Genomic DNA, 26203 nt, shown 5'->3' with positions numbered 1-26203 from the left:
GCTACCGGTACCACTCCTCGTCGACGCCGGCGAGCCGCGACGGGTGGAGCTCGCCGCCGAGGCCGTAGAACCGCTGGAAGCTCATGATGAGCGGACGCCACAGCTCGGGATCGATCCGGTTCGCGGTCCCCGCCATGCGGATGGAGTCGTGCACGTGGACGCGGCTGATCGCGGCTCCGAAAACGAAGGTGCCGTCGTCGGACGTGAGCGGTCGCGTGTGCACGACGTGCGCTTCGAGGTTGACCGGACACTCGTCGATCCGTTCCGCACGGACGGTGTCGCCGGGGCGGCCGTGGAGCCCGGCGAGGCGGAGCTTCTCCGGTTCGTGGCGGTAGCGGACGTGGGCCTTGTCCGCGGGGACGGGTGATCGTCCGGTCGTGAGGGCGAGCGTGTCCACCGCGGTCACCAGATCAGCGGACGGGAGGTTGATGACGCACTCACCGGTGGCGAGCAGATTCTGCGCGGTCTGGGATCGGCTTCCCATGCCGAGGACGGCGGTCTGCCCGAGCCAGAAGATCGACGACATGGGGGCGGTGTTCGTCGTGCCGTCGTCGGCGATGGTGCTCAGCAGCGCCACGGGCGTGCCGAAGTAGAGGATCGCGGGGTCGATGGGGCTGTGGTGCACGGCGCTCGGCTCTCGGTCGGGCTTCGCGGCGGTCGCGAGCTCCGAGCCAGTCTCGCCAGGCGCGGGGGCGGTCGCTGGCGGTTTCCCGCCGTCGCAGTTCGAGGTGGGAAGTGGCAGGACCTACCCTGGACGGATGCTCTCCCGCCGCGAAGCCGCCGTCCGGCTCGACATCCCCCTCGAGATGGCGACCCGCCACGGCATCCCGTCGCGCCTGAGCGAAGCGGAGCTCGACGCGATCGAGCAGGACCCGCCCGCCTGGCTCGTGCAGTCCCGCGCCAACCGCACCGGCACCAAGAAGGTCTGGACGCGCCTGGAGTGCGTGGTCTGCGGCTTCGACGAAGAGGCGCGCCCGAAGAAGTGGTGGCCCGAATGGGACTACCTGATGTGCGACTACCACGCCCCGTACCAGGCGCCCGAGCCCACCGCCGGCCTGACGCGGCGCGAGGTCGAGGGCATCGGCAGCCGCTTCATCGCGCTCGTCGACGAGAAGCTCTGAGCAGCAGCACGATGCGCCTGCTGAGCGAGGCATCGCGGGGCGACTGGCTCGTCGCGCGCGCCGGGCGTTGGGCGAGCGTCGGTGGTGTCGCGGGCACCGGGTTCGAGGCGTACGCACGACTGTTGCACCCGGTCGGCGCGCACCGGGCGGACCTCGACACCACGGACGAGTGGGGCGACCACCCGGACGTCGAACACACCCGCTGGCGGTGGGCGGAGGTCGCGCGCCGCAACGACCGCGTGATGCACCCCCTGGTGCAGTGGCGACGCCTGACCGACGACGAGCAGACGATGTCCTGGGCCGACGGCTGGCGCGTGGACCAGTCGGACGACGGATGGTTCGACCCGCAGGACCTCGCCGTCCTCACCACGCACCTGCGGAGCGCGACGTCGACCCCCGGAGACCTCGTCGTCGGAGCGTGGGAGGGGACGGGCGGGCCGCCGTCGGCTGGACGCCGGCACCGGGTGCGACGTGCGCGGGGGCTGATGGCCTGGCCCGAGCGGGACACCTGGCTCTTCAGCGCGACCCTGGACGAGCTCGCCGATCCGTCGTGGGCACAGCGGGCGGTCCCGGGTTGGGAGAGCTTCGGGCGGCACGACCAGGTGGCGCCGCCCACGACGTTCGTCTGGCCGGAGGACCACGCGTGGGTCATCGCCGCCGAGGAGGACTGGGACTCGACGATCGTCGCCGGATCGCGCGCGCTCGTCGACGGCGTGCTCGACGACGACCGGTTCGAGGCGTTCGAGGTCCGCGAGGGTGACGACCTGTCGTGGGACGGAGACCTGCTGAACCCACCCAGGTCTTCCCGGACCGAGGGCTGAGCGGCCCCACCGCGTCGTCCGGAATCCGCCAGCTCGTCCGCGCTCGGACCGCTGGGATCGAGGGGTGAACACGACTTCGACCAGAGCCGCGACCTTCCACGGACTCCACGACCACCCATCCCGGCCACTCGTCCTCGTCAACGTCTGGGACGCCGCGAGCGCCCGAGTCGTCGAGGACGCCGGCGCGACCGCGATCGCCACGACCAGTGCGGGCGTCGCCTGGTCCCTCGGGCGACCGGACGGGAACACCCTGACCCGCGCGGAAGCGATGGACGCGGTCGCGCGGATCGCGGCTTCGGTGTCGGTGCCGGTGCCGGTCACCGTCGACCTCGAGTCCGGGTACGCCGACGACGCGGACGGCGTGGCGCGCACGGTGGACGCGGTGCTCGAAGCGGGCGCCGTCGGGATCAACATAGAGGACGGCAGGTTGCATCCGGATGCGCTCGCCGACCGCATCGGGGCGGCCCGGCGCGCGGCGGAACGAGCCGGGGTGCCCCTGTTCGTCAACGCACGGACCGACGTCCACCTCGCCGGCCTCGTCGATCCCGAACTACGCCTGGCCGAGACGCTCGAGCGTGCTCGTCGCTACCGCGGAGCCGGCGCGGACGGCGTGTTCGTCCCCGGAGTCCGAGACGTTGAGACCATCCGTGCGTTGGTGGAGTCGATCGATGCGCCGGTGAACGTGATGGCCGGTCCGGGGTCGCCGACCGTGTCGGAGCTCGCCGGGATCGGTGTGGCCCGCATCAGTCTCGGTTCCGCCGTCGCGCAGGCCGCGTACGCCGTCGCTCGGCAGGCCACGGCCGAACTCCTGACCACCGGCACCTACGACTCGCTGGCGGCCGAGGTGGACTACGCGGACCTGAACGCGCTTTTCTGAGCGGCGCGCGTGACGCCCGGAACATGACCACGCAGACGGACGGGAGGCCCGGTGCCAGCTGGCACCGGGCCTCCCGTCGGTCGTGGACCTGCGGACGCTACTCGGTCGTCGAGACCCAGTCGATGAGCAGGTTGCCCTTCTCGCCCCAGTTGCCGACCTGGAACATGAAGCGGTGCGGGGTCGTCGGCACGTCGTGCGTGATCGTGCCGAGGACCTTGCCGTCGACGCTGTAGGTGACGGACTGACCGGGGACCCAGTCGACCTTGTAGGTGTGCCAGTCGCGCCACGAGACGCCGGTGCCGAGCTGGACGCGCTCGGCTTCCTTGCCCGGGGTCATCGAGTGGTGGAACACCGAGGGGCTGTCCTCGAAGTTGCCCTCGGGGAAGTCGATCTCGCCGTCGGCCCACACGTTCGACGTCGGCCACAGCATGAAGGCCGCGCCGTTGCCGTCGCCGCCGGTCGCCTTCGCGCGGACCGAGAAGGAGCCACCGACGTGGTCCCAGGCGCCGGCGGAGGAGCCGAAGGTGCCGGCCGCTCCGGCACCGGTGCCGAGGGCGACGTCCATCACGCCGTCGTGCACCGACACGGTCTTGCTCGGCGCGTAGATGCCCGAGGTGCCGTCGGGGTAGGCCTGCCACGACTGCGGGTAGAGCGACGAGACCAGGCCGGTGACGGCGTCCTTGCTGAAGTCCTCGACGAACGAGGCGTCCGGTGCGATCGCGGACAGGTCCGCGGGGGATCCCTCCGCTTCGGGCGCTGCTTCCGGCGCTGCCTCGGGTGCGGGCTCGGCGACGGGGGCGGAGTCCTCGATCGGCGCGGAGTCCTGCTCGGGCTCCGCATCCGGGGTCCACTCGTCGGTGGGGGCCGGGGTCTCCGTCTCGTCCGGGGCCGGCGTCGGGGTGGGGTTCACCGGGGCGTCGTGCCAGCGGCGTTCGCCGTCCCAGCCCCACCAGGTGCGGGCGGAGGCGGCGGTGGGGACACCGAGGACCAGGGCGCCGGCGGTCGCGACCGCCAGGATCGCGCGGTGGCGGATCATCGTGTGCCCCCTCGGGTGGTCGGGGGTGTGGACGTGGTCCGTGTGGTCGTGCCGCGCGAGGGCGTGCACGTGCTTCGGGTCGAGATGTCGGGCTCCTCGTGGATGCTCGGGCGCAGGATGCGGGGAGGGACGGACGCATCAGCCGGCCGGATGCCGAGGGTTTCGTTGACACGTCCACGGACATCTTGCATCATTTGTGACCCGTTCGGGGGGCGTCACGGAAATCGACCGACGAACGCCCGGTGTCCGACGGCCGAACGTGCACGGTGCAACGCGCGACGAGCCGACGGGTCAGACCCGGGGGATCGGCTGCAACCGCTGCAGCTGCGTCACGTGCCCCGGCTCGAGCTCGTCGAGCGAGGCCACCCCGAGCAGCCGCATGGTCCGCTCGATCTGCTCGGACAGGATCTGGATCATCCGGTCCACCCCGGCCTCGCCGCCCGCCATCAGCCCGTACAGGTAGGCGCGGCCGACCATCGTGAACTTCGCGCCGAGGGCCACGGCAGCCACGATGTCGGCGCCGGACATGATGCCCGTGTCGAGGTGCACCTCGGTGTCCTTCCCGACCTCCTTGACCACGGCGGGCAGCAGGTGGAAGGGCACCGGGGCGCGGTCCAGCTGCCGGCCGCCGTGGTTCGACAGCGTGATGCCGTCGACGCCCAGGTCCGCCAGGCGCTTGGCGTCGGCCAGCGACTGCACGCCCTTGACGACGACCTTGCCCTGCCACTGGTCACGGATCCATGCGAGGTCCTCGTAGGTGACGGTCGGGTCGAACATGTGGTCGAGCAGCTCGCCGACGGTGCCGGACCAGCGGTCGAGCGACGCGAACGCCAGCGGTTCGGTGGTCAGGAAGTCGAACCACCACCACGGCCGCGGGATCGCGTTCACCACGGTCCGGGCACTCAGCTGCGGCGGGATCGAGAACCCGTTCCGCTTGTCCCGCAGCCGCGCACCCGCGACGGGGACGTCCACCGTGACGAGCAGGGTGTCGAAGCCGGCCTGCTGGGCGCGGGAGACCAGCGCCATCGACTTCTCGCGATCCTTCCACATGTACAGCTGGAACCAGTTGCGCCCGTGCGGGTTGGCGTCGCGGACGTCCTCGATCGCGGTGGTGCCCATCGTGGAGAGCGAGAACGGGATGCCGGCACGTCCGGCTGCCCGGGCGCCAGCCCGCTCGCCCTCGGTCTGCATCATCCGCGTGAAGCCCGTCGGCGCGATGCCGAACGGGTACGACACCGGCGCGCCGAGCACCTGGCGCGAGGTGTCCACCCTCGAGACGTCGCGCAGGATCGCCGGGGTGAACTCGATGTCCTCGAACGCCTGCCGGGCGCGGGCCAGGGAGATCTCCGCCTCGGCCGCACCCTCGGTGTAGTCGAACGCGGCCTTCGGGGTGCGGCGGGCGGCGATGTCCCGCAGGTCCCAGATCGTCAAGGCCTGTTCGAGGCGCTGACGCCGACCCGGCAGCGACGGCTTCTTGAACTGCATGAGCGGCGCGAGGTCCCGCACCGTCGGCAGCTGCCGCTTGACCCGCGTGCGAGCCGCGGACGCGGAACCGGTCGCGGGCGCCGGTGCGCCGGTTGCGGGGTCGATCCGGTGCTGGTCGTCGGTCGTGGTCATGCGTGGCTCCTGACGGGGGATCGATCGGGATCGGCGCGCGACGACGCCGACGGGGTGTACCGCACGGGCTCGACGCTCCGTGCGACGATGCTGCGGAGTGCCTCCAGTGAAGCCCCTCCGAGGCCCGCGAGTCCGACGGCGCGCGCCTGCACCAGCACGTTGCCGAGTGCGGTGGCCTCGACCGGTCCGGCCACGACCGGCAGGCCGGTGCGGTCCGCGGTCAGCTGGCAGAGCAGCCGGTTCTGCGAGCCGCCGCCCACGACGTGCACGACCCGGATGGCCTTGCCGGTCACGTCGGCGATGGTGCGCAGGGTCTCGGCGTACGCCGTCGCGAGCGACTCGAGGATGCTCCGGACGAACTCCGCGCGCGACGCGGGGGCGCTCAGCCCGTGCGCCGCGCACCACGCGGCGATCCGCGCCGGCATGTCGCCTGGTGCCGTGAACGACTCGTCCGCTGGGTCGAAGACGGGGACCGGGGCGGTGACGGCCGCGGCGGAGGCGAGGAGGGCCTCCAGGTCGACGTGGTCGCCACCGCGCTCCCAGGTGCGGACGCTCTCCGACAGCAACCACAGTCCGGACACGTTCTTCAGGAACCGGACGCGGCCGTCGACACCGCCCTCGTTCGTGCAGTTCGCGCGTCGTGCCGCGTCCGACAGGACGGGCGCGTCGAGCTCGACGCCGACGAGCGACCACGTGCCCGACGAGATGTAGGCGAAGTCCGGCTCCGTCGCGGGGACCGCGACGACGGCGCTCGCCGTGTCGTGCGAACCGACCAGCGTCACGTCGGCCTGCCCGCCGACGAGCGCGGCGACGGACGGCAGCAGGGGGCCGAGTCGGTCGCCCGGGTCGCGCAGCGTGGGCAGCAGCCCGGCCGGGAGGCTCGCAGCAGCCTGCACCGCCGGGTCCCACCCACGGGTGGTCGCGTTCAGGGCCCCGGTCGTCGAGGCGTTCGTGCGCTCGGCCGCCTCGACCCCCGTCAGCCAGTACCCGAGCAGGTCGGGGACGAGCAGCGCACGCTGCGCGAGCTGCAGCGACGGGTCGGCAGCCCACTGGAACAGGGTGTTGAACGGCAGGTGCTGCAGGCCGTTCCGTGCGTACAGCTCGGTGGCGGCCATTCGGTCGTGCACGGGGACGACACCGCCCTGGTGCCGGTCGTCGCGGTAGTGCGAGGGCAGCCCGAGCAGTCGGCCGTCGCGGAGCAGGCCGTAGTCGACCGCCCACGAGTCGATGCCGATGCTGGCGATCGCGGGGTGCTCGGCGAACGCACGCCGCAGCCCCTCGGTCACCTGTCGGTACAGCTCGACGACGTCCCAGTGCAGGGCGTCGCGGCCGGTGTCGGCGTCGCCCTCGTGCAGGGTGACGGGGCCGTTCGGGAACCGTGCGACGTGGTCCATCCGGACCCCGTCGGAGTCGACGTGGCCGACGATCACCCGGCCGCTGGTGGCCCCGAGGTCGACCGCGGCGACGCTGCCGCTGGTGTGCATGGCTCTGCTCCTGCTCGGTGTTCGTCGGTCGTCGCTACCGCAGGAAGGCCGCGGCGACACCGGCGTCGACGGGCACGTGCAGGCCGGTGGTGTGCGAGAAGTCGTCGGTGCAGATGGCGTAGACGGCGTTCGCGACGTTCTCGGGCACGACCTCGCGCTTCAGGATCGTGCGCTGCGCGTAGAACTTGCCGAGGTCCTGCTCCTCGATGCCGTACGTCTTCGCGCGGTTGGCGCCCCAGCCGCTCGCGAAGATGCCGGAGCCGCGCACGACGCCGTCGGGGTTGATGCCGTTGACGCGGACGCCGTGCTCACCGAGCTCGGCGGCGAGCAACCGCACCTGGTGGGCCTGGTCGGCCTTCGTGGCGGAGTACGCGATGTTGTTCGGCCCGGCGAACACCGAGTTCTTCGACGAGATGTAGACGATGTCGCCGCCCAGGCCCTGCTCGATGAGCACCTTCGCGGCGGCCTTCGACACCAGGAACGAGCCCTTCGCCATCACGTCGTGCTGCAGGTCCCAGTCCTGCTCGGTGGTCTCGAGCAGGCTTTTGGACAGCGACAGCCCCGCGTTGTTCACGACGAGGTCGAGGCCGCCGAAGTGCAGCAGGGTCTGCTGGATCGCCTGGTCGATCGCGCCGGCGTCCGTCACGTTCGCGGCGACGCCGATGGCGTGGTCGAGGCCGCCGATCTCGGCCGCCGCAGCGGTGGCCTTCTCGAGGTCGAGGTCGGCGATGACGACGGCGGCGCCCTCGGCCGCCAGGCGCTTCGCGATCGCCTTGCCGATGCCGGAGGCAGCCCCGGTGACCAGGGCGATGCGCGTCGCGAGCTTCCTGGGCGCGGGCATCCGCTGCAGCTTCGCCTCTTCGAGGGCCCAGTACTCGATCCGGAACTTCTCGGCCTCGTCGATGGGGGCGTAGGTGCTGACCGACTCGGCACCGCGCATCACGTTGACCGCGTTCACGGTGAACTCCCCGGCGACCCGGGCGGTCTGGGCGTCCTTGCCGTACGAGAACATCCCGACGCCGGGGACCAGCACGATGAGCGGGTCGGCGCCGCGGATCGCGGGGGAGTCCGGTGTCCGGTGCCGGTCGTAGTACGCCTGGTAGTCCGCGCGGTACTGCTCGTGCAGTTCGTGCAGGCGGGCGGTCTGCTCGTCGACGCTCGCCGAGGTCGGCAGGTCGAGGATGAGCGGCTTCACCTTGGTGCGCAGGAAGTGGTCCGGGCAGCTCGTGCCGAGGGCCGCGAGTGCTTCGGCGCGCTCGCTCGCCAGGAACTCGAGCACGACGTCGCTGTCGGTGAAGTGCCCGACGACCGGCTTGTCGTGCCCGGCGATGCCGCGGATCGTCGGGGCGAGGGCGGCGGCGCGTGCGCGACGTTCGTCGGTCGGCAGCGCTTCGAACCCCGCTCGGACGCCGCCGAACGGGTCCGCCTTGCCGTGCTCCGCGAGGTACCGCTCGGCGGTGTCGATGATCCAGCGCGAGTTCGCCTCGGCCTCGTCGCTCGTGTCCCCCCAGGCCGTGATGCCGTGGCCGCCCAGGATCGTGCCGACGGCGTCGGGGTGGTCACGCTTGACCGCTGCGATGTCGAGCCCGAGCTGGAACCCGGGCCGGCGCCACGGCACCCAGACGACCCGGTCGCCGAAGATCCGCTCGGTCAGGGCCGGACCGTCCGCCGCGGTGGCGATCGCGATGCCGGCGTCGGGGTGCAGGTGGTCGACGTGGGCGGCGTCGACGAGGGCGTGCATCGCGGTGTCGATCGACGGCGCGGCTCCGCCCTTGCCGTGCAGCGTGTAGTCGAAGGCGGCGACCATCTCGTCCTCGCGCTCCACCCCGGGGTAGACGTCCTGGAGAGCCCGGACGCGGTCGACGCGCAGGACCGCGAGGCCCGCCGGGGTGAGGGTGCCGAGGTCGCCCCCGGAGCCCTTCACCCAGAGCAGCTCGACCGGTTCGCCCGTGACCGGGTCGGTGTCGGTGCCCTTGGCGGAGGTGTTCCCGCCCGCGTAGTTCGTGATCCGCGGATCCGAGCCGAGCGCGTTCGAGCGCGCGATGAGTGCACTGATCGTCTCGTCTGCATCCGTGAGCTGCGTTGCGGGGTCCACCCGTGCCTCCACTGTGTTCGTCATGTTCCTACGCGCCCCAGCCGGCCTGGACGCCGCCGACGCGGTCCTCGGCGATGGACTGCTGGTAGCCCGAATCCAGGTACGCGCGCATCGGGTTCGCCGGCAGTCCGCGGGACTCGCGCCACTCGGCCAGGTCCCTCCGGACGTCGGTCTGGTACGCGTCCATGAAGACCTCGTTGGCGCCGAGGACGTCGTGCGCCTCCTGCGCCGCGGTCAGTGCGACGCGGTCGAGGAGCAGCGCGCGGGCCGTCATCTCCTGCACGTTGAGCACCGAGCGGATCTGGCCGGGGATCTTGTCCTCGACGTTGTGGCACTGGTCGAGCATGAACGCGACGTCGGGGTTGTCGTAGCCGCCGCCGCGGATGACCTCGACCAGGATCCGGAACAGCTGGAACGGGTCCGCGGCGCCCACGATCAGGTCGTCGTCGGCGTAGAAGCGCGAGTTGAAGTCGAAGGAACCGAGCTTGCCGAGGCGCAGGAGCTGCATCACGATGAACTCGATGTTCGTGCCGGGGGCGTGGTGGCCGGTGTCGAGGCAGACCATCGCCTTCGGCCCGAGTGCCGCCGTCTGCACGTAGCTGGTGCCCCAGTCGGGGACGTCCGTGTGGTAGAACGACGGCTCGAAGAACTTGTACTCGAGGACGAGCCGCTGGTCGGCACCGAGGCGGTCGTAGATCGTCGAGAGCGACTCGTGCAGGCGGTCCTGGCGGGAGCGCATGTCCTCTTGACCGGGGTAGTTCGAGCCCTCGGCGAGCCAGATCTTCAGGTCGCGGCTGCCGGTGGCGTTCATCACGTCGATGCAGCGCAGGTGGTGGTCGATCGCCTTCTGCCGGATCGTCTCGTCGACGTGGGTCAGGGCGCCGAACTTGAAGTCGTCGTCCTGGAACGTGTTCGAGTTGACGGTGCCGAGCGAGACCCCGTGCTCCTCGGCGTGGCGCTTGAGGTCGGCGAAGTCGTCGACCAGGTCCCACGGGATGTGCAGCGCGACGGTGGGGGCCAGGCCGGTGTACTCGTGCACCTGGGCAGCGTCGGCGATCTTCTCGTAGGGGTCGCGCGGGGTGCCCGGCGTGCTGAACACCTTGAAGCGGGTGCCGGAGTTGCCGAAGGCCCAGCTGGGCAGCTCGATCTGCTGTCGTGCCAGCTGGTCGGCGATGCCGGCGAAGCTCGGGGTCGATGTCATCGTGTCACTTCCTCGTGTGCGATTGAATCGTTTCATACAGTACGGCGCGCGGCGGTCTGCCGCAACCGTGGTGGTGTCGCGTGGTGGTGCCGCGGGGTGGTGCCGCAAAACACCGGTGTTCACGTGTTGAACACGCGCGTTCGGGGGTTCGACGCGCGAACACCGGTGTTTTGCGAGCCCGGGGGCCTACGCGGCGGGGACCGCGGCGGGGGCGCGGAGGTCATGCGTTCCGGCGCCGACCCGCTGCTCGGGCGCACCCGGCAGGCGCACCACGGCTGAGACGCCCTCGGGCACGGTCGCCCGGACGCGCAACTCGCCGTCGACGAGCTCCCACCGCACGGCGACGTGCCCGTGCACCGTGTCGAGCGAGGTCTCCGCCCACGTCAGCCCACCGCCCGGCTGCGGCGCGATCAGGACGGCCGAGTACCCCGGCGCCAGCGGCGACAGGCCACCCACCACCCGGTGCATCCAGTCCGCCACGGCGCCGAGTGCGTAGTGGTTGAACGAGGTCATCTCACCCGGGTTGATCGTGCCGTCCGGCAGCATCGAGTCCCACCGCTCCCACACCGTCGTCGCGCCCATCGTCACCGGGTACAGCCACGACGGGCACTCCGTCTGCAGCAGCAGCCGGTAGGCGTCCTCCAGGTGGCCCGTCTGCGTCAGCGCGTCGGTGATGAACGGGGTCCCGGCGAAGCCCGTCGAGATCCGGTACCCGGACGCCTCGACCAGCTCGGCGAGACGCTCGCCGGCCACGGCCTGCTCCTGCTCGGACAGGATCCCGAACACGATCGCCAGCGTGTACACCGTGGTCGCGTCCGACAGGATCCGCCCGTCGTCCTGCAGGTAGTGGGTGCGGAACCCGGCCTGGAGGCGCGTGGCGAGTTCCCGGAACTCCGCTGCTTCCGCCTCGTGACCGCCCAACAGCTCCGCCGCGTCCGCCACGATCGTCGCGGACCGGTAGGCGCAGATCGTCGCGACGACGCCCTTGTCGGCCTTCGCGTCGGCCGGGGCCTCGGGCGGGGCGTCCGGGTCGAGCCAGTCGCCGAACTGGAACACGGTGTCCCACAGGTCCTCCGGGGACAGGTGGTCACGGACCCGGCGCAGGTGTGCGGCCATCGAGTCGAACTGCTCCTCGAGCACCGCGCTGTCGCCGTACGCCTGGTACAGGGTCCACGGCACCCAGACGCCGGCGTCCGACCAGACGGCGGTCGCGTCGGGCGTGCCGAAGTCCTCGGCGGGGGAGTACTTCAGCACGTCCGGCACCACGAACGGGATGACCCCGTCGGCGTGCTGCTGCTCGAGCCAGACGTCGCGCAGCCAGTCGGCCAGGAACGTGCGCGTGTCGAACAGGTACGAGGCCGTCGGGGCGAACGCGGCGATGTCGCCCGTCCAGCCGAGTCGCTCGTCGCGCTGCGGGCAGTCCGTCGGCACGCTCAGGAAGTTGCCCTGCATGCCCCGGACGACGTTGTCGTGGAAGGTGTTCAGCAGCTCGTGGCTCGACGCGAACGTGCCGGTGCGGGTGAGGTCCGACCCGACCTGTACGGCGGTGACCGCGGCACGGAGTTCGTCGTGGGTGCCCGGCCAGCCGTCGACCTGCGCGTACCGGAACCCGTGGAACGTGAACCGGGGCTCGAACGTCTCGGGCTCGTCGTCACCACGCAGGGTGAATCGGTCCGTCGCCTTCGCGGTGCGTAGGGGGCGGGTGCCGAGCTCGTCGTGCTCGAGCACCTCGGCGTGCTGCAGGGTGAGCACGGTGCCGGCCGCGCCAGTCGCGGTGACCCGGAGCCACCCGACCAGGTTCACGCCGAAGTCGAGCAGGGTCGCTCCCGACGGGCTCGTCCAGATCGCCACCGGGGCGATCTCGGCGAGCGGGCGCACCGGCGGCACCGTGTCGGCGACGAGTTCGCGCTCGCCGATGTCGACCGTGTGCACCGTGCTCGTCCGCCCCCGGTGCCCGTCGACGCTGGGCACGGTGACCTCGCCGGGCGTCAGGAACGAGCCGTCGCGGAGTCGGGCGTCGATGTCCTGCCCGTCGTAGAGCTGGTCCGCGGTGATCGCGCTCGACAGGGCCTGCCAGTCGGTGTCCGTCGTGACGTGCTGCTCGTGCCCGTCGGCGAAGGTGATCCGGAGCTCGGCGAACCCGGCACGCTCGTCGGTGTACCAGCCGCCACCGCCGCCCCAGGCCAGTCGTCCGGCGGCCCAGCCGTTGCCGACGACGAGCGCGAGCACGGCAGGCTGGCCGGGGAGCGTGTCGGACAGGTGCTCGGTGACGTCGTGCGAGACGACGCGGATGCGCCACTCGTAGCTCGTCCACCCCGGTTCGAGCAGGTGGTCGGAGACGCGCTGCCCGCCGAGCCAGGCCTCGACGACGCCGAGGGCGCTGACGTCGAGGGTGGCGGCGGTGACGGCGCCGTGGCCGTCGTCGAGGGGGAACTCCCGACGCAGGATCGGGGCGCTGCCGAGGTCGGTGTCGGCCGCGATGAACGGTGCGGTCCAGGTGGTCATGTGGTGGTCCTTTCACGCGACCGGTCGTCGTCGACCGGTGCGGGGGTCGTGGGCCCGGCCGTCAGCCCGGGTGGGCGGTGTGGCGGAGGCGGGGCGCGCCTCCCGGCCGGGGTGGGCGGTCAGCCCTTGACGGCGCCGCTGGTCATGCCGGCGACGATCTGACGGTTGAAGAAGACGTAGAGGATCAGCGGCGGGATCGTGATGAGCAGCACGTCGGTGAACAGCAGGTTGAGCTGGCTGACCGACTGGCTCTGGAACGCGTAGAGCGTCTGCTGCACCGTCGCGTTCTCGGACCCCGGCAGGAAGTACAGCGGGTTCGTGAAGTCGTTGAACACCGTCACCGACTGCACGAGCACGACCGTGATGATCACCGGCTTGAGCAGCGGCAGCACCACCCCGAAGAACAGGCGGATCGGGCCGGCACCGTCGAGCACGGCGGCCTCGTCGAGTTCCTTCGGGATCGTCGCGACGAACGCCCGGAACAGCAGGATGCAGAACGACAGGCCGAAGGTCGCCTCGATGAGGATCATCCCGCCCATGGTCTTGAACAGGTTGAGCCCCTGCAGCACCCAGATGGTCGGCACGATCGCCGGCGGCACGATGAGCCCCGCCAGCACGAAGAAGTTGATCAGCCCGTTCCACTTGCTCGGCCGCCGCTGCAGGACGTACCCGACCATCGCGGAGAACACCACCATGACGGTGACGCTGCCGACGGTGAGCAGGGCGCTGTTCCAGAACGCGCGCAGGATCCCGCCGTCGCCGCTCTGGAACACCGCCCGCAGGTTCTGCCACAGCTGCCAGTCCGTCGGCAGGCTGAAGCCGAGCTGGTTCGCCTCGGCGGGGTTCTTCGCCGCCTGGAGCAGGACGAACACGAACGGCACCAGGAAGACGACGAAGCTGACGACGATGGCGATCGAGCCGATGATCCACCGGCGAGCACGCCCGGGGTGGCGGTTCCGGCTCGCCGGTGTCGGGCGGCGGCTGCCGGACGCCGGCGCGTGACCGGTCCCGGGGGTGGTGACGGCGGTCACAGGTCCGCCTCCTTGCGGTTGAGGAGCCACGAGACGGGGACCATGATCGCCGTGACGACGACGAACAGGACCACGTTGCCGGCGGTGGACAGGCCGTAGAACCCGGCCTGGTACTGCTTGTAGATCACGCTCGCGATCACGTCGCTGGTGAACCCCGGCCCGCCGCCGGTCATCGCCCAGATCAGGTCGAACGACCGCAGGCCGCCGATGAGCGACAGGATGATGACCGTGCCCATCGCGGGGCGGGACAGCGGCAACGTGATGTTCCGGAAGATCGACCACGCGCTCGCGCCGTCCACCCGTGCCGCCTCGAAGTACTCCTGCGGGATCGCCACGATGCCGGCGATGAAGATGAGCGTCGCGATGCCGACGCCCTTCCAGACGTCCACCGCTGCGACGCTCCACAGGGCGAGCGCCGGGTCGGTCAGCCAACCGGGGGTGGGCAGGCCGACCGAACCCAGCACGCCGTTGATGATCCCGTGGAACGGGTCCATCAGCGCCTTGAACGTGATGCCGATGCCGATGGTCGACACGAGCACCGGGAAGAACACGACCGCCCGCAGGTAGCCGCGCCCCAGCACGGGCGACGTGAGGAGCAGGGCGAGGGCGAGTCCGAGGACCACCTTCGCCGCGCTCGTCACGAAGCCGTACTGGAAGGTGTGCACGAACCCGGAGACGAGCTGCGGGTCCTGGAAGAACCGGACGAAGTTGTCGAAGCCGATGAAGGTCTGGTCGAACAGCGTCCAGCGGGTGAGCGAGAAGTAGAACCCGGCGAAGGTCGGGACCGCGAAGAACACGACGTACAGCGCGATCGCGGGGATGAAGAACCACGCGGGGTAGAACGAGCGCATCCGCTTGCGCGCTGGTCCGGGGCGGCCGGCCTTGCGTGTCTGCGGCGGGGCCACCGCCGTCGTGAGGGTCGCGGTCACACCGATCACCAGCCCTTGATGCCGAGCTGCTGTGCCTGCTGGACGACGTCGTCGTCGTACTGGTCGGCGCCCTTGCTCGCGGTGGTGATGCCCGAGCCGACCTGCACGCAGATCTTCTCGAGGTTCGGACCCTTGATCGGGGACAGGAACTCGAGCGCGGGGCTCGCCTTGCCGTCGTCCAGGTACTTCTGCAGGTCGTCGATCATCGGGGGCACGTCGTCCGGCAGCGAGCAGGTCGAGATGACGTACGGGCCGGCGGGGGTGCCGGTGTCGTTCTGCACCTGGCAGCCCTCGGTGGAGTTCGCGAAGGCGATGAACTTCTTCGCCGCCGCCAGCTTGTCACCGGTGGTCGTCTTCGGGATGTACAGGCCGTTCGGCTCCCAGATCGTCAGGTTCGTGTCCGCGGCGTCCTCGGCCGGCAGGGCGAACGCGCCGATGTCGTCGACGGCGTCGGGGGAGTCCTGCTGGATCGCGGAGATCGCGTTCGTGAGCATCGGGTACTGCGCGCCGGTGCCGTCGGCCAGCATCTTCAGGCCGTTCGCCTGCGTGGCCGAGGCGTAGTCCTCGTTGTAGAGGTCCTTGCCCTTGCCCTCGGCGAGGTGCTGGAACCCGGCGAGTGCGGGTTCGTCGGCGTAGGACTCCTTGTTGGCGGTGTAGTCGTCCGCCCACTTCTCGTCCTGTGCGGTGATGTTCGCGAAGTCACCGAGGACGAACAGCTGGCTCGTCCAGGTGTCGCCGTAGGTCTGGATGATCGGGGCGACGTCGCCCGCGTCCTTGATCTTCTCGCTGTTGCTGATGAACTCGTCCCACGTGGTCGGGACCTTGAGGCCGAGGTCGTCGTAGACCTTCGTGTTGTAGAGCACCGCACCGCCGAAGCTCGTGCCGAACGGGGCGCCGTACATGCCCTTGTCGGTGCTGACGACCTTGGTGAACTGCGGGTCGACGTCGCCCGCCCACTCCTCGTCGGACAGGTCCACCAGGGTGTTGTCCGGGTTGAGGGCCTGCATGAGCGAGCCGGAGTTGTAGTTGAAGACGTCGGCGGCCTCGCCGGTCGACAGGCGGGTCTTGATCAGGTTGTCGCCGTCGGTGCCCTGGGGTCGGGTGTCGAACTTGACGGTGATGTCGGGGTTGGCCTTCTCGAAGGCCTCGATGAGCGGCTTCGCGGTGGCCGCGGTGGCCGGGGCGTTGTCGGCCTGGTAGGTGATCTCGACCTTGCCGCCGCCTTCGTCGGCGGAGCCGCCGGACGAGCACGCTGCGAGCCCGCCGATCAGGACCGTTGCGCCGCCGATGGCGATCGCGCGCTTGGTCATGGAACGAACTGACATTCCTTACCTCCTCGTAAGGCCCGGGGCTGGGGTACCCCGGGTGAAACGGACCCGGATCCCGCGCCGTCGCGGGGTCCGGTCACTGCGTTTTAGAACGTTTCAATCAGGATGGAACCACGCGGATTGAAGCGTGTCAATCGCTGTGCCGATTTCGTTACGCGATCCCGCGGAGCTCGCTCGCTCGCCCATTCGTCTGGTGCGAGGTTCCACACTCCGTGACGGGCGCGCGGGCTCGCACGGAGTGCGGAACCTCGCACCGAGCCGACGCGCGGTGCTGCACCGTGCGGTGGTCGCGCCGCCCGCCGGCCGGGAGGCCCGTGCCGGCCCCGCCCCGCGCCTCCCGTCCGGTGCCCGGTCTCGTCCGCGGGCCCCCGTCGCCTCGTGCGCGCCGGCGCGCCGGCCCGTGGCCCGCTGCCCGCACCGCCCGTGCGCGCCGATGTGTCGGCCCGCCGCCCGCTGCCCGCGAAGGCGACAGTGCGCCGCCGAACGTTCGCGCCGATCTGTCGCTCTGGCGGACCGGACGGCGTGGCCACCTTTGGATGTGTCGCTTTCGCGGGTTGGTCCGCCGCCGGTCAGGCCTCGGTGCGCCTCGGGTCGCTCGACGTGATCGTGCCCGCGACGGCGGCCGCGGCGGCTGCTGCGGCCGCGCCCTCGCGACCGAGCGTGCTCTCGCGGGGCACCAGCTCGCTGCCGAGCACGACGGTCCGGTGCACGTGCATCGGGTCCGTGAGTTCCTCGAGCAGCAGTTCCACCGCAGCCGCACCCATCTCCGAGCCGTGCATCGTCACCGAGGTCAGCGGCACCGCACCACCCCACGCCACGGAGTTGTGGTCGCAGCCCGACACGGGGATGTCCTCCGGGACGCGGATCCCGGCGGCTCGGAGCTCGGAGACGACGGCCATCGCGAGCAGGTCGGTCACACCCAGCACCCCGTCGGGGCGTTCGTCCTCGGGCATCCGGGCGATGCGGAGCCCGGCGTCGGTGCCACCCGGCGGGTCGATGTCCCCGGCGTCGACGTCGACGAGCTCGACCCCGGGATGCGCCGCGACGGCCCGCAGCACGCCGGTCCGTCGTCGGTCGACGGGCTGCAGGTCCGGACGGGCGCTCACGAACCCGATGCGTCGGCAGCCTCGGTCGATCAGGTGCTCGGTCGCCAGGAACCCGGCCTGCTCGTTGTCCACGACCACCGCGCACGCGTCGAGTTCGGTCGGTTCGTAGTTGACGTACACGACGGGTCGGCCGTGGCGCCGCGCGACCTCGACCTGGTCGCGGGACTCCGTCATCGAGGCGAGCAGGATCCCCGACACCCGGGCGCTCTCGAGGTAGGCGAGGTGTTCGCCCTGCGCCTGCAGGTCGTCCTCGCTGCTGGCGATCAGCAGGGTGAAGCCGCGTTCCCGCGCGGCCAGCTGTGCGCCGTTGACCATGTCGCTGAACAGGGAGTTCCGCAGCGACATCACGACCAGGCCGATCGCGCGCGTGCTGCCGGACACCAGCGCCCGGGCGTTGCGGTTCGGCGTGTACCCGAGCGCGTCGATCGCGTCCCGCACGCGTGCGGCGGTCGCGTCGGCGACCCGCTCGGGGTGGTTCAGGACGTTCGAGACCGTGGCGAGCGACACCCCGGCCCGGGCTGCGACGTGGTGCACGCTCGGCGGACCGTCGCGCCGGGGGACATGCACCATGCTCCGATCGTAGGCGGCGGGGGAGCCGTGTCCGGACCGTGCCCTAGGCGTCGGCGACGGAGGACTGCCGCACCACGAGCTCCGGTGTGAACTCCACGTGCTCGAGGTCGATGTCCTGCCCCTGCTCGACCTGCTTCGTCAGGAGTTCGATCGCGCGACGACCGAGGTCCTGCGCGGGCTGCCGCACGGAGGTCAGCGGGACCACGGCGGACTCGGCGAACGCGATGTCGTCGTAGCCGACGATGGCGATCTGCTCGGGGACGGCGATGGTGCCGCGCATGATGAAGGCCTGTTCGAGCCCGACGGCGAGCAGGTCGTTGGCGGCGAAGACGGCGTCCGGGCGTTCGGCGGCCGGCCGTGCCTGGATCGCTTCGCCGATGCGGCGCCCCTCGAGCACGGACAGCGAGGTGGTCGGCAGGGCTTCGAGCCGGATGCCGGCGGCCTGTGCGGCGGCGAGTGCCCCGGCGTGCCGGTCGGCGACCTGGCGGATGCCGAACGGCCCGCCGACGAAGGCGATGTGCGTGCGGCCGATCGCCGCGAGGTGCTCGACCGCGATGCGGCCGCCGGCGATGTCGTCGACCGAGACCGAGGCGAAGTGCTCGTCGTCGGCGCGACGGTCCACCAGCACCACGGCGGTGCCCTGGTCACGCAGACGCGCGAGGCGGGACAGGTCGTCACCGGCGGGGGAGATCAGGAGTCCGGCGACACGGCGTTCCTCGAACAGGTCGACGTAGGTGCGTTCGCGGTCGGTCGACTCGTCGGAGTTGCCGATCAACACCGCGAGGCCGTTGTCCATCGCGGCGTCCTCGGCGCCCCGGGCGACGTCGGTGAAGAACGGGTTGCCGCCGTCGAGCACGATGAGCCCGACGGTGGAACTGCGTCCGGCCCGGAGCTGCCGCGCGGAGTCGTTGCGGACGAACCCGAGCGTCGCGATCGCCGACTGCACGCGTTCCACCGTGCCGGGAGCGACCTTGTCGGGGCGGTTCAGCACGTTCGACACCGTGCCGAGGGACACGCCCGCGAGCGCTGCCACCTCTCGCACACTGACCGCCATGTGGCCATCCTGGCATCGGCGCGGTCCGCGCGGTCGGCCCGCGCCGTGATCTGTGGAAAACGCGGACGGGAGGCGCGGGGCGGGCCGGTGCCGGGCCTCCCGTCCGTGGGTGGTCGCGTCGACTGCCCCGCGCACGGTGCGAGCCGTGCGGCTGGTGCGAGCCGTGCGGTTGGTGCGAGCCACGCGGCCGGTGCGAGCCGTGCGTCCGGTGCGAGCCGTGCGGCTGGTGCGAGTTTCCGCACTCGGTGCGGGGTGGAAAGGCTCGCACGGAGTGCGCAACCTCGCACGGTGCGAGCGCCCCTCGCACGGTGCGAGGCGCAGCCCGGCGAACCCGCTCTTGCCAGCGCGCACACCGGAGCGCTATCGTCCTCGTCGTCCCGTTGAAACGATTCACCGACGAACACGCGAACGGAGGACCAATGGCGGTCCGCATCGGAGCCCGGAACACCACGGGCTGGAAGGCCACCGTCTCGGTGGCCATGTCGAACTACATCGAGTCGGGGTCGATCATCGCGATCGCCACGAGCCTCAGCCTGTGGCAGGCGGAGTTCCGGATCGGCGACCTCGAGGTCGGCCTGCTCGCGAGCCTGTCCGCGAACGCCTTCGGTGCCGCCGTCGGCGCGATCGTCGGCGGACCGCTGTGCGACCGGTACGGCCGGAAGTTCATCTACACGTACGACCTGCTCCTCTACATGCTCGGCATCCTGCTCGCGGTGTTCGCCGGCAGCTACGGCATGCTCCTGGTCGGCTTCATCCTGACCGGCATCGCCGTGGGTGCGGGGGTGCCGGCGAGCTGGACCTACATCGCCGAGCAGGCCCCCGCGGACAAGCGCGCGGCCCACGTCGGCACGGCACAGCTCGCGTGGTCGATCGGGCCGATGGTCGGGTTCGCCCTGGCGATCGCCGCCGCACCGCTCGGCCTGCTCGGCAGCCGCCTCATCTTCGCCCACCTGTTCGTCGTCGCCGCGATCGTGTGGTGGCTCCGCCGCGGACTGCCCGAGTCGGCGATCTGGAAGGACGAGCGCGCGGCCACCGGCACGGCGAACTTCTTCCACGGGATCACGCAGCTGTTCAGCCGCCGGAAGAACCTGACCGCGATGCTGTTCCTGTTCGGCGTCTACGCGCTCTGGAACACCGTCGCCGGGCAGGCCGGCATCTTCCAGCCCCGGGTGTACGCGGCGACCGGGGTCACGAGCGTCACCGAGCAGTACGGACTGCAGATCCTGGTCTGGGGCTGCACCGTGGCCGCGACGTACTTCGGCTTCATGCGGTACGCCGACCGGGTCAGCCGACGCGCGCTCTACGCCGCCGGTGCCGTGCTGGCGATCATCGCGTGGGCCGTGCTCATCTACGCGCCCGCCAACCTCGGCACCCTGCTGTTCTTCGCCGTGGCGTGGGGCATCTCGTCGGGCATCGGCGCGCAGGCGTTCTACGGCCTGTGGACGAGCGAGCTCTTCGCCACCCGGTACCGCGCCAGCGCCCAGGGCGTGCTGTTCCTGGCCGCCCGCGTGATGGTCGGACTGTTGAGCATCTGGTTCCCGCTGCTGCTGTCGGACATCGGGCTGCGGGCCCTCGGCGGCCTGATCCTCGGGCTCCTCGCGCTGTCGTTACTGGTCGGCACGATCTGGGCACCGCGCACCCAGGGCAAGACCCTCGAGGCGATCGAAGCCGAGCGCTACGGCACCGTCACCACGGTCACCGGGACCGTCCGCACCGCCGACGAGCGCACCGTCCACGACGCCGAGCAGCGTCGCCGCGAACAGGCCGGACGGTGACCCGCGTCTGCTTCCGGCTGCAGGTGCAGGTCGAGCTGCTCGACGCCTACCGCGAGCGGCACGCCGCCGTGTGGCCGGCGATGCTCCGGACGATCGCGGCGGCGGGGCGGTGGAACTACTCGCTGTTCCTCGACGACGACGGGCTGCTCATCGGGTACTACGAGACGGACTCGGTGGCCGATGCGGACGCCGCGCTCGCCGCGTCCGAGGTGGCCACGGCGTGGGAGGCGCACATGCAGGACCTCTTCGCCGGGGCCACCGGGCGCGCCGACCAGACGGCGCGGGTGCTGCCCGAGGTGTTCAACCTCGAGGACCAGTTGGCCGCAGCTCCGGACTGACGGTCGGACGCAGACTTCGTGAGCAGGAATGGTCGGGTCCGCTGGCGCGACCCGACCATTCCTGCTCACCAAGCGCCCGCAGCACCGGACTGACGGGGGCCGTGGCTACCGTGGACGCATGCAGCCGCCAGCATCCGGGACCCTCCGCATCCTCCACCTCTCCGACACCCACCTGACCGGCGACGGCGCCCTGCAACAGGGCGCGGTCGACACCACGGCCGCGCTCGAACGGCTGCTCGCCCACGTCGACCAGGTGCCCGGCATCGGGCTGGTGGTCGTGTCCGGCGACGTCTCCGAGGACGGCAGCTCCGAGTCCTACGCGACCGTGCGGGACCGCGTCGGCGGCTGGGCGGAGCGGCACGGTGCGGCCTTCGTCGCGGTCCCCGGCAACCACGACCTGCGCGAGGGCTTCCGGCAGGTCCTGGCGAACGGGCACGTCCTGGGCCAGGGCGGCACGGCGCTGATGCACACGATGGAGTACCTGCCGCCGACGGTGCCGGTCTCCGGGCAGTCGGTCGTCGCCGGGCGCCGGATCGTGACCGTCGACGTGAGCGTCCCGGGTGCCGGGTACGGCGAGCTCAGCGACACGGCGCTCGAGCACCTGCGCACAGTCCTGGCCGAAGACGCCCACAGCGGCCCGGACGACGCCCCGCGCGGCACCGTCGTCGTCCTGCACCACCCGCCGCTGCCCGCTCCGACCGAGCTGCACGAGGCCCTCCGTTTGCAGAACCCCGAGGCGCTCGCCGACGTCATCCGTGGTTCCGACGTGCGGGTCGTCCTCGCCGGCCACTACCACCACCACTTCGCCGGGTCACTCGCGGGCGTCCCGGTCCTCGTCGCCCCCGGTGTCGCGAACGACACCGACGTCGTCGGCCCGTACGACGAGGAATCGGCCGTCGTCGACAGCGGCGCACTCGTCGTCGACGTCGCCGCGGACGGCTCCGTCTGGTCGACACCGGTCCGCGTGCCCCGGGGCGACGCCGACCCGCGGGCGTTCCGCCTCGACCCCGAGACGGTCCGCGCCGTCATCGCGGCCGCCGGCAAGCACTGAGCCCGGTCCCCACGCGCGGTGGACGCGCGTGACGACGGACTGGAGGCCCGTGGCGGCGCCGCCACGGGCCTCCAGTCCGCCGTCTGGTCACGTCCACAGCCGCGGTACCCCACGTCTTCGGGTTGCGTGCGGGAACACCGAGTAGCACGGACGCACACCTGGAGCGAAGGAGCACCCATGCGAGTCGGCAGTGCAGTGCAGTACGACCGGTACGGCGACTTCGACGTCGTCGAGCTCGTCCCCCAGCAGAAGCCCGAGGCCGGACCGGGCGAGATCGTCGTCGAGATCGTGGCCGCGGGCCTGAACCACATCGAGCGGTTCCTGCGCGAGGGGAAGCTCCGCGACCACGTCGACCTCGAGTTCCCCGCACACCAGGGCGTCGACTTCGCCGGCATCGTGCGCGCGCGGGGCGACGGCGTGAAGGACCTCCGCATCGGCGACGAGGTGATGGGGCACGCGCCGACCGGCGGCGCCCACGCCACCTGGATCGCGGTGCCGCGCGGCGCCGTCATCAAGAAGCCGGAGCACGTCGGGTGGGAGGTCGCCGGCGGCCTGTACCTGGCGGGCTGCACCGCGGTGTCGGTCGTCCGGTCGCTCCGGCTCGGACCGCAGGACACCGTCGTGATCTCGGCCGCAGCCGGTGGCGTCGGACACATCGAGTGCCAGCTGGCGCACGACGCCGGCGCGACCGTGATCGCCCTCGGCAGCCCCCGCAACCACGACTACCTGCGACAGATCGGCACGCTGCCCGTCGCGTACGGCGAGGGCGAGGAAGACCGCATCCGCGACATCGCCGACGGCCGGCCGATCACCGCGTTCATCGACAACCACGGCGAGAGCAACGCCGAGCTGCTGGCCGAGCGCCTCGGCGTCGGCCAGGAGCGGTTCGTGTCGTCGGAGGAGCGCCGGGACATCGAGGTCCGGTTCCTCCGTGCACCCGCCGAGGACGAGGAGACCCGCGAACTGCTCACCCTGCTGGCGAAGGCCGTGCAGGATCGCCGGGTGCAGGTCCTGATCTCGGGCTTCTACCCGTTCGAGTACATCGTCGAGGCGTACGAGGACCTGGCCGAGATGAAGTCCCGCGGCAAGGTCGTGATCGGGATGCAGACGGTGGAGACCGGGGCGCGGCTCGACTGGTACCGCTCCGAGAAGGCCCGTGACCTGCGTGACCGGTACGCCGATGCGCGGGGGACCGACACGGAGACGATGGCCGGCGGATCGGCGTCGCCCGCGAGCTGAACGAGCTGCGCGTCGCAGGGGCCCGACACCTTCGTGCCGGGCCCCTGCCGCGTCAGCTCAGGATGTCCTTCGAGGCGAACCGGCTGTATGCCAGCGCCCCGAACACCACGACGTACCCGAGCTGCAGCACCGCGTTCGACCCGAACGAGTCGAACGAGATCGGGTCGCGCAGCAGGTCGCCGAACCCGAGCCACTGGTGCGAGAACAGGAACGGGTGCAGCCAGTCGAGCTGGGGGAGCTGGTCGAGTACCTGCGACGCCCCGGCGAGCACGACCGTCGCGGCCATCGCGCCGACCGGCACGTTCGTCAGCGTCGACGTGAACATGCCGATCGCCACGAGCCCGAGCATCGACATCGCGACGTACAGCGCGAGCAGCAGGGCACGGCCGGCGTACGACCAGCCGCCCACCTGGGTGCCGGACAGCAGCGTGACGGGGCCGATCGGGAACAGCACGGCACCGATCGCCGCACCGACCAGCACCACCAGCAGGGTGGCGGCCAGGCAGAACGCGACGGCACCGGCGAACTTCACCAGGATGAACCGCACGCGGCCCGTCGGTGCGACGAGCAGGTAGCGGATCGTGCCGTGGCTGGCCTCGCCCGCGACGGTGTCACCGGCGACCACGCCGACGGTCAGCGGCAGGAACAGCGGGATCGACACGGTGAGTGCGGTGAACGCCACGAACAGGCCGTTGTTGGTGATGTCGCCGAGGAACGCCGGCCCGCCGTCGTCGCCGTCGGTGGTGAGCTTCACGGCGACCGCGATCAGGATCGGCACGAGCGCGAGTGCCCCGAGCATCGCCCAGGTGCGGCGACGCCGGAACACCAGCGCGAGTTCGGAACCGAGCAGTGCGAACGGGCGCTGCCGGCGGCGGACGGGCAGGTCCCGCACGGCCGCGTCAGGCTGCGACATCGAATCCCTCTCCGGTGAGTGCGACGAACAGGTCCTCGAGGGTGCCGCCGCCCACCGTCAGGCCGCGCACCCGGACGTCGGCGCGCACGAGCTCCGCGGTGATCGTCTCGGGCAGCAGCTCGTTCGGCAGGTCGGCCACCAGCACGTCGGCCCCGCCGTCGTGCCGCGGGGCGAGCCCGAGTCGGGTGAGGACGGACCCCGCCTGCCCGACGTCGGGCGTCCGCACGGTCACGGTCCGGGCCCCGGCTGCGCGGAGCTCGTCGAGGGGGCCCTGCGCGACGATCTTGCCGGTCCGCATGACGGCTGCGTGCGTGCAGACCTGTTCGATCTCGGCCAGCAGGTGGCTCGACACGAACACCGTGGTGCCGTCGTCGGCCAGGGAGCGGATGAGGTTGCGGACCTCGCGCGTGCCCTGCGGGTCGAGGCCGTTGGTCGGCTCGTCGAGCACCAGCAGGTCGCGCGGGGACAGCAGGGCGTTCGCGAGGCCGAGCCGCTGCTTCATGCCGAGGGAGTAGGCGTGCGCCTTCTTGTCGGCCGCGTGGGTCAGCCCGACGCGGTCGAGGGCACCGGCCACGCGGGCCTTGCGGGTACGTGGGTCCGACGTGGGGTCGGCGGCGTCGAAGCGCTGCAGGTTGGCCCGGCCGGACAGGTACGGGTAGAAGGCCGGCCCCTCGACGAGCGCGCCGACGCGGGGCAGGACCTCGTGCAGCGCCTTCGGCATCGGTTCGCCGAGCAGCTCGATGGTGCCGCCGCTCGCGCTCGAGAGCCCGAGCAGCATCCGGATCGTGGTGGTCTTGCCGGAACCGTTCGGCCCGAGGAACCCGAAGACCGCGCCGCGCGGCACAGCCAGGTCGATCCCGTCGACCGCGCGCTGCTTGCGGAACACCTTCTGGAGGCCCGTGGTGCGGATCGCCAGGTCGGGCGCCGGTGCCGCAGTGCCCGCCCCGCGGTCGGCCGTGCTCACCTCGTGGTCGGCGGTGCGCACCTCGTGGTCGTCCGCGCTCACTTCGCGGCGTCGACCAGGGAGGCGACCGGCACGGCACCTGCGAGCACTCGGCCGTCGTCGGTCAGGTAGACCGAGACGAGCGACGTCTGCACGGCACGGCCGCCGTCGACGGGCTTGGTCAGCTGGTCGAGCAGGCCGGAGGCCTCGCCCTCGAGCCCGGACCGGTCCACCGTGCCGGCGGGGAGCTCGGCGATGGTGCTCCAGCCCGTGCCGGTGAAGGTCGGCTCGTCACCGCTCGGGGTGCCACGGCGGTCGCCGTGCTCGCCATTCGCGTGGGGTCCGGCGTCGGACAGGTCCTTCTCGGTGACCTTGGCGTTCGACGGCGGGGTGAAGTCGAAGAGCCGGGCCGCCGGGGCGCCGTAGTCGAGGCTCGTGAACCCGACCTGCACCGCGGGGTCGTCCGCGCCTGCGGCCTGGACGCTCGCGCGGAGCGGGAGTCCGGTCTGCTGGTCGACGGCCAACCGGACGGCTCCGACGAGGGTGTCCGACGACTTCGGCGTCAGGGTGATCTGCCAGGCGTCGTGTCCGGCGACGCTGACCTCGGTCGGCTTCGACACGGTGGTGGTCGGGGTGATCGCGTCGATGGCCTGCTTCGCGATGTCGGCCGGGGTGGTCGCGCCGTCCTGCAGGTCCTTCGCGGTGTCGCTCGGCAGGGTCACGTGCGTGGCCGTGCGCTCCTTCGAGTCCCAGGTCCAGACGTCCGAGCCGTTGCGGACGACGTCCTGCTCGGCGAGCTGCTGCGTCAGCTGGACGCGCTGCTTGTCGGGGCCGTCGACGTAGACCCGGGCGGTGTGCGACGCGGTGAGCAGCCCGAGCACGTCGGAGGCGTCGCCCTCGAGCGAGGAGCCGCCCGAACCCGTGGGCAGTTCGGGGAGGCCGAGCGCGCTCGTCTGCGAGAGCTTGCCCGAGTACTGGGCGTCCGACGACTTCGCGATGCTGGCGATGACGGCCGACGCGCTGGGGTTCGTCCCCGCGATCGGGTCGTTCGCGGCGTTCGCGATCATCGGGGCGGCAACGGCGCCGGCGACGACGACCGGTGCGATGACGGCTGGCAGCCAGGCTGACTTCTTCATCGGGTTCCCCTCGTGGAGCATTGGAGTCGTCGG

At 71.4% G+C, this 26203-nt stretch carries 22 protein-coding genes; 7 read left to right on the top strand and 15 right to left on the bottom strand.

The window, feature by feature from the left end:
* Window position 1: 1 nt before the first annotated feature.
* The gene (locus HQQ79_RS13330; protein WP_173034859.1) at window positions 2-625 is read right to left on the bottom strand and encodes a flavin reductase family protein; all 624 of its coding nucleotides are present in this window, start codon (window positions 623-625) and stop codon (window positions 2-4) included.
* Window positions 626-758: 133 nt separating this feature from the next.
* Here HQQ79_RS13330 and HQQ79_RS13325 point away from each other — a divergent pair, with 133 nt between their 5' ends.
* From HQQ79_RS13325 to HQQ79_RS13315, 3 genes are all read left to right on the top strand, one after another.
* Entirely contained in the window at window positions 759-1121 is a 363-nt protein-coding gene (locus HQQ79_RS13325; protein WP_111022117.1) for a hypothetical protein, read from the top strand.
* Window positions 1122-1132: 11 nt separating this feature from the next.
* A complete protein-coding gene (locus HQQ79_RS13320; protein WP_173034857.1) occupies window positions 1133-1942 on the top strand; it encodes a hypothetical protein in 810 nt (269 codons plus the stop codon).
* A 64-nt stretch (window positions 1943-2006) separates the two neighbouring features.
* Window positions 2007-2819, top strand: coding sequence for an isocitrate lyase/phosphoenolpyruvate mutase family protein (locus HQQ79_RS13315; RefSeq protein ID WP_173034855.1), 813 nt, complete (start codon window positions 2007-2009; stop codon window positions 2817-2819).
* 97 nt (window positions 2820-2916) lie between these two features.
* Here the strand turns inward: HQQ79_RS13315 and HQQ79_RS18720 are convergent, their stop codons facing one another.
* From HQQ79_RS18720 to HQQ79_RS13260, 11 genes are all read right to left on the bottom strand, one after another.
* Window positions 2917-3855, bottom strand: coding sequence for a glycoside hydrolase family 16 protein (locus HQQ79_RS18720; RefSeq protein ID WP_254066260.1), 939 nt, complete (start codon window positions 3853-3855; stop codon window positions 2917-2919).
* A gap of 291 nt (window positions 3856-4146) precedes the next feature.
* Window positions 4147-5340, bottom strand: coding sequence for an alpha-hydroxy acid oxidase (locus HQQ79_RS13305; RefSeq protein WP_173035327.1), 1194 nt, complete (start codon window positions 5338-5340; stop codon window positions 4147-4149).
* A 128-nt stretch (window positions 5341-5468) separates the two neighbouring features.
* Window positions 5469-6956, bottom strand: a complete 1488-nt coding sequence (locus HQQ79_RS13300) for a rhamnulokinase family protein (protein WP_173034853.1) — start codon at window positions 6954-6956, stop codon at window positions 5469-5471.
* A 34-nt stretch (window positions 6957-6990) separates the two neighbouring features.
* Window positions 6991-9075, bottom strand: a complete 2085-nt coding sequence (locus HQQ79_RS13295; protein ID WP_173034851.1) for a bifunctional aldolase/short-chain dehydrogenase — start codon at window positions 9073-9075, stop codon at window positions 6991-6993.
* A gap of 4 nt (window positions 9076-9079) precedes the next feature.
* Window positions 9080-10252 carry an L-rhamnose isomerase gene (gene rhaI, locus HQQ79_RS13290; RefSeq protein WP_173034849.1) on the bottom strand — a complete coding sequence of 391 codons (1173 nt, stop codon included), beginning with the start codon at window positions 10250-10252 and terminating at the stop codon, window positions 9080-9082.
* A 186-nt stretch (window positions 10253-10438) separates the two neighbouring features.
* Window positions 10439-12757, bottom strand: a complete 2319-nt coding sequence (locus HQQ79_RS13285) for a family 78 glycoside hydrolase catalytic domain (protein WP_173034847.1) — start codon at window positions 12755-12757, stop codon at window positions 10439-10441.
* A 119-nt stretch (window positions 12758-12876) separates the two neighbouring features.
* On the bottom strand, window positions 12877-13683 hold the full coding sequence (locus HQQ79_RS13280) for a carbohydrate ABC transporter permease (protein WP_258370923.1): 807 nt from the start codon (window positions 13681-13683) through the stop codon (window positions 12877-12879).
* 101 nt (window positions 13684-13784) lie between these two features.
* Window positions 13785-14717 carry a carbohydrate ABC transporter permease gene (locus HQQ79_RS13275; RefSeq protein ID WP_232536511.1) on the bottom strand — a complete coding sequence of 311 codons (933 nt, stop codon included), beginning with the start codon at window positions 14715-14717 and terminating at the stop codon, window positions 13785-13787.
* A 5-nt stretch (window positions 14718-14722) separates the two neighbouring features.
* Window positions 14723-16042 carry an ABC transporter substrate-binding protein gene (locus HQQ79_RS13270; RefSeq protein WP_173034843.1) on the bottom strand — a complete coding sequence of 440 codons (1320 nt, stop codon included), beginning with the start codon at window positions 16040-16042 and terminating at the stop codon, window positions 14723-14725.
* A 572-nt stretch (window positions 16043-16614) separates the two neighbouring features.
* Window positions 16615-17721 (bottom strand): LacI family DNA-binding transcriptional regulator, encoded by a 1107-nt coding sequence (locus HQQ79_RS13265; RefSeq protein WP_173034841.1) that lies wholly within the window; start codon window positions 17719-17721, stop codon window positions 16615-16617.
* 43 nt (window positions 17722-17764) lie between these two features.
* Window positions 17765-18775 (bottom strand): LacI family DNA-binding transcriptional regulator, encoded by a 1011-nt coding sequence (locus HQQ79_RS13260; RefSeq protein WP_071247721.1) that lies wholly within the window; start codon window positions 18773-18775, stop codon window positions 17765-17767.
* Between the two features lie 419 nt (window positions 18776-19194).
* On the opposite strand from HQQ79_RS13260, the gene HQQ79_RS13255 reads away from it, so the two are divergent.
* From HQQ79_RS13255 to HQQ79_RS13240, 4 genes are all read left to right on the top strand, one after another.
* Window positions 19195-20550, top strand: a complete 1356-nt coding sequence (locus tag HQQ79_RS13255; protein ID WP_216852510.1) for an MFS transporter — start codon at window positions 19195-19197, stop codon at window positions 20548-20550.
* Window positions 20547-20888 carry an L-rhamnose mutarotase gene (locus tag HQQ79_RS13250; protein ID WP_173034839.1) on the top strand — a complete coding sequence of 114 codons (342 nt, stop codon included), beginning with the start codon at window positions 20547-20549 and terminating at the stop codon, window positions 20886-20888. The genes HQQ79_RS13255 and HQQ79_RS13250 overlap by 4 nt, the downstream gene beginning before the upstream one ends.
* Before the next feature lie 118 nt (window positions 20889-21006).
* Window positions 21007-21939, top strand: a complete 933-nt coding sequence (locus HQQ79_RS13245) for a metallophosphoesterase (protein ID WP_173034837.1) — start codon at window positions 21007-21009, stop codon at window positions 21937-21939.
* A 177-nt stretch (window positions 21940-22116) separates the two neighbouring features.
* On the top strand, window positions 22117-23178 hold the full coding sequence (locus HQQ79_RS13240) for an NADP-dependent oxidoreductase (protein ID WP_051596869.1): 1062 nt from the start codon (window positions 22117-22119) through the stop codon (window positions 23176-23178).
* A gap of 52 nt (window positions 23179-23230) precedes the next feature.
* Here the strand turns inward: HQQ79_RS13240 and HQQ79_RS13235 are convergent, their stop codons facing one another.
* From HQQ79_RS13235 to HQQ79_RS13225, 3 genes are read right to left on the bottom strand one after another with little or no spacing between them, the layout of a single operon-like run.
* A complete protein-coding gene (locus HQQ79_RS13235) occupies window positions 23231-24091 on the bottom strand; it encodes an ABC transporter permease (protein ID WP_027466217.1) in 861 nt (286 codons plus the stop codon).
* Window positions 24078-25055, bottom strand: a complete 978-nt coding sequence (locus tag HQQ79_RS13230) for an ATP-binding cassette domain-containing protein (protein WP_173035323.1) — start codon at window positions 25053-25055, stop codon at window positions 24078-24080. The genes HQQ79_RS13235 and HQQ79_RS13230 overlap by 14 nt, the downstream gene beginning before the upstream one ends.
* A 38-nt stretch (window positions 25056-25093) precedes the next feature.
* A complete protein-coding gene (locus HQQ79_RS13225; RefSeq protein WP_173034836.1) occupies window positions 25094-26170 on the bottom strand; it encodes an outer membrane lipoprotein carrier protein LolA in 1077 nt (358 codons plus the stop codon).
* Window positions 26171-26203: the final 33 nt, after the last annotated feature.

It is taken from the genome of Curtobacterium sp. VKM Ac-2852 (genome assembly GCF_013205045.1).
GTDB lineage: Bacteria > Actinomycetota > Actinomycetes > Actinomycetales > Microbacteriaceae > Curtobacterium > Curtobacterium flaccumfaciens.
The sequence above is the reverse complement of the archived record's forward strand: the minus strand, read 5'-3'. Positions and strand labels throughout refer to the sequence as shown.

Excerpts from the sequence above, each read along its gene's own strand:
- HQQ79_RS13325 (WP_111022117.1), top strand. The coding sequence starts at position 759 with ATGCTCTCCCGCCGCGAAGCCGCCGTCCGGCTCGACATCCCCCTCGAG.
- HQQ79_RS13320 (WP_173034857.1), top strand. The coding sequence starts at position 1,133 with ATGCGCCTGCTGAGCGAGGCATCGCGGGGCGACTGGCTCGTCGCGCGC.
- HQQ79_RS18720 (WP_254066260.1), bottom strand. The coding sequence starts at position 3,855 with ATGATCCGCCACCGCGCGATCCTGGCGGTCGCGACCGCCGGCGCCCTG.
- HQQ79_RS13305 (WP_173035327.1), bottom strand. The coding sequence starts at position 5,340 with ATGCAGTTCAAGAAGCCGTCGCTGCCGGGTCGGCGTCAGCGCCTCGAA.
- HQQ79_RS13300 (WP_173034853.1), bottom strand. The coding sequence starts at position 6,956 with ATGCACACCAGCGGCAGCGTCGCCGCGGTCGACCTCGGGGCCACCAGC.
- HQQ79_RS13295 (WP_173034851.1), bottom strand. The coding sequence starts at position 9,075 with ATGACGAACACAGTGGAGGCACGGGTGGACCCCGCAACGCAGCTCACG.
- rhaI (WP_173034849.1), bottom strand. The coding sequence starts at position 10,252 with ATGACATCGACCCCGAGCTTCGCCGGCATCGCCGACCAGCTGGCACGA.
- HQQ79_RS13285 (WP_173034847.1), bottom strand. The coding sequence starts at position 12,757 with ATGACCACCTGGACCGCACCGTTCATCGCGGCCGACACCGACCTCGGC.
- HQQ79_RS13270 (WP_173034843.1), bottom strand. The coding sequence starts at position 16,042 with ATGTCAGTTCGTTCCATGACCAAGCGCGCGATCGCCATCGGCGGCGCA.
- HQQ79_RS13265 (WP_173034841.1), bottom strand. The coding sequence starts at position 17,721 with ATGGTGCATGTCCCCCGGCGCGACGGTCCGCCGAGCGTGCACCACGTC.
- HQQ79_RS13260 (WP_071247721.1), bottom strand. The coding sequence starts at position 18,775 with ATGGCGGTCAGTGTGCGAGAGGTGGCAGCGCTCGCGGGCGTGTCCCTC.
- HQQ79_RS13255 (WP_216852510.1), top strand. The coding sequence starts at position 19,195 with ATGGCGGTCCGCATCGGAGCCCGGAACACCACGGGCTGGAAGGCCACC.
- HQQ79_RS13245 (WP_173034837.1), top strand. The coding sequence starts at position 21,007 with ATGCAGCCGCCAGCATCCGGGACCCTCCGCATCCTCCACCTCTCCGAC.
- HQQ79_RS13240 (WP_051596869.1), top strand. The coding sequence starts at position 22,117 with ATGCGAGTCGGCAGTGCAGTGCAGTACGACCGGTACGGCGACTTCGAC.
- HQQ79_RS13235 (WP_027466217.1), bottom strand. The coding sequence starts at position 24,091 with ATGTCGCAGCCTGACGCGGCCGTGCGGGACCTGCCCGTCCGCCGCCGG.
- HQQ79_RS13225 (WP_173034836.1), bottom strand. The coding sequence starts at position 26,170 with ATGAAGAAGTCAGCCTGGCTGCCAGCCGTCATCGCACCGGTCGTCGTC.